1 protein-coding gene is annotated in these 1,168 nt (G+C 66.6%); it reads left to right on the top strand.

What is annotated here, in order from left to right; translation table 11 throughout:
* Positions 1 to 1,168 (top strand): AMP-binding protein (locus HY68_RS33380; RefSeq protein ID WP_041998956.1); only part of this gene is annotated, 1,168 nt, incomplete at both ends.

Raw genomic sequence — 1,168 nt, 5'->3', positions numbered from 1 at the left:
ACGAACAGACGCATCTCCTCGACCACCAGTGGCCGGGCCTCGCCGACATCCAGACCTGGGCAGGCCACCCCCAACTCTTCGACACCGCCATGGTGTTCCAGAACTACCCGGTCAGCGCCGAGGCGACCAGCCCTGACCTCGACGGTCTGCGGGTGGCGGGATTCGACGCGGTCGAGAGCACGGACTTCGTCGTCAACCTCGTCGCCCACACCAGGAACTCCGCCCTACGGCTGCGGCTCGACTACCGTTCCGACATCTGCGAGGAGCGGCTGGCCCGTTCACTGGCGGACCGGATGGTGCGGGTGCTGGAAGCGCTGGTCGACGGCGGCGATCTCCCCGTCGGCCAACTCCAGACACTCGACCCGGCCGAGCGCGAGCGGGTGCTGGTGGAATGGAACGGGACCAGCACCGACATCCCGGAAGTTCCCCTGCACGAGCTGGTCGCCCGACAGGCCGCGGAAAACGCGGACGCGGAGGCTGTGGTCTGCGAGGGACAGTCCCTCACCTACGCGCAGTTGAACGAGCAGGCCAACCAGCTGGCCCGGCACTTCATCAGCGAGGGCATCCGGGCGGAACAGTTCGTGGCGCTCGCTCTGCCGAAATCGCTGGACACGGTCATCAGCATGCTCGCGATACTCAAGGCCGGCGGCGCCTACCTTCCCATCGACCCCGACTACCCCACCGAGCGCGTCCAGTACATGCTCGACGACGCCACACCCGCGCTCACTCTCACCGAACCGGTGCCGCTGTCGGACTACGCACACCACTCCACCGATGAAGTCAGCGACGCTGATCGGGCAGTGGCGCATTCACCCCAGCACGCGGCCTACATGATTTACACGTCGGGCTCGACCGGCCGCCCCAAGGGCGTGATCATCGATCACCACGCCCTGACCACGTACCTACAGCATGCCCGGGCTGCCTACCCCGCCACCAGCGGTATCACCACCCTGCACTCGCCTCTTGCTTTTGACCTGACCATCACCGCTCTGTGGACACCCCTCACGAACGGCGGAGCTGTCCACCTGGTCACGACGCTCGAACACACCACCACCCAACCCACCCTCATCAAGGCAACGCCGAGCCACCTGCCCCTCCTCACGACCCTTCCGAGCACCACGTCGCCCACCGGCACCCTGATCCTCGGCGGTGAAGCGCTCACTGCGGA

It is taken from the genome of Streptomyces sp. AcH 505 (genome assembly GCF_000818175.1).
Taxonomy (GTDB): Bacteria; Actinomycetota; Actinomycetes; order Streptomycetales; family Streptomycetaceae; genus Streptomyces.
Note: the sequence above shows the minus strand (reverse complement) of the source record. Positions and strands in the feature narration are given on the sequence as shown.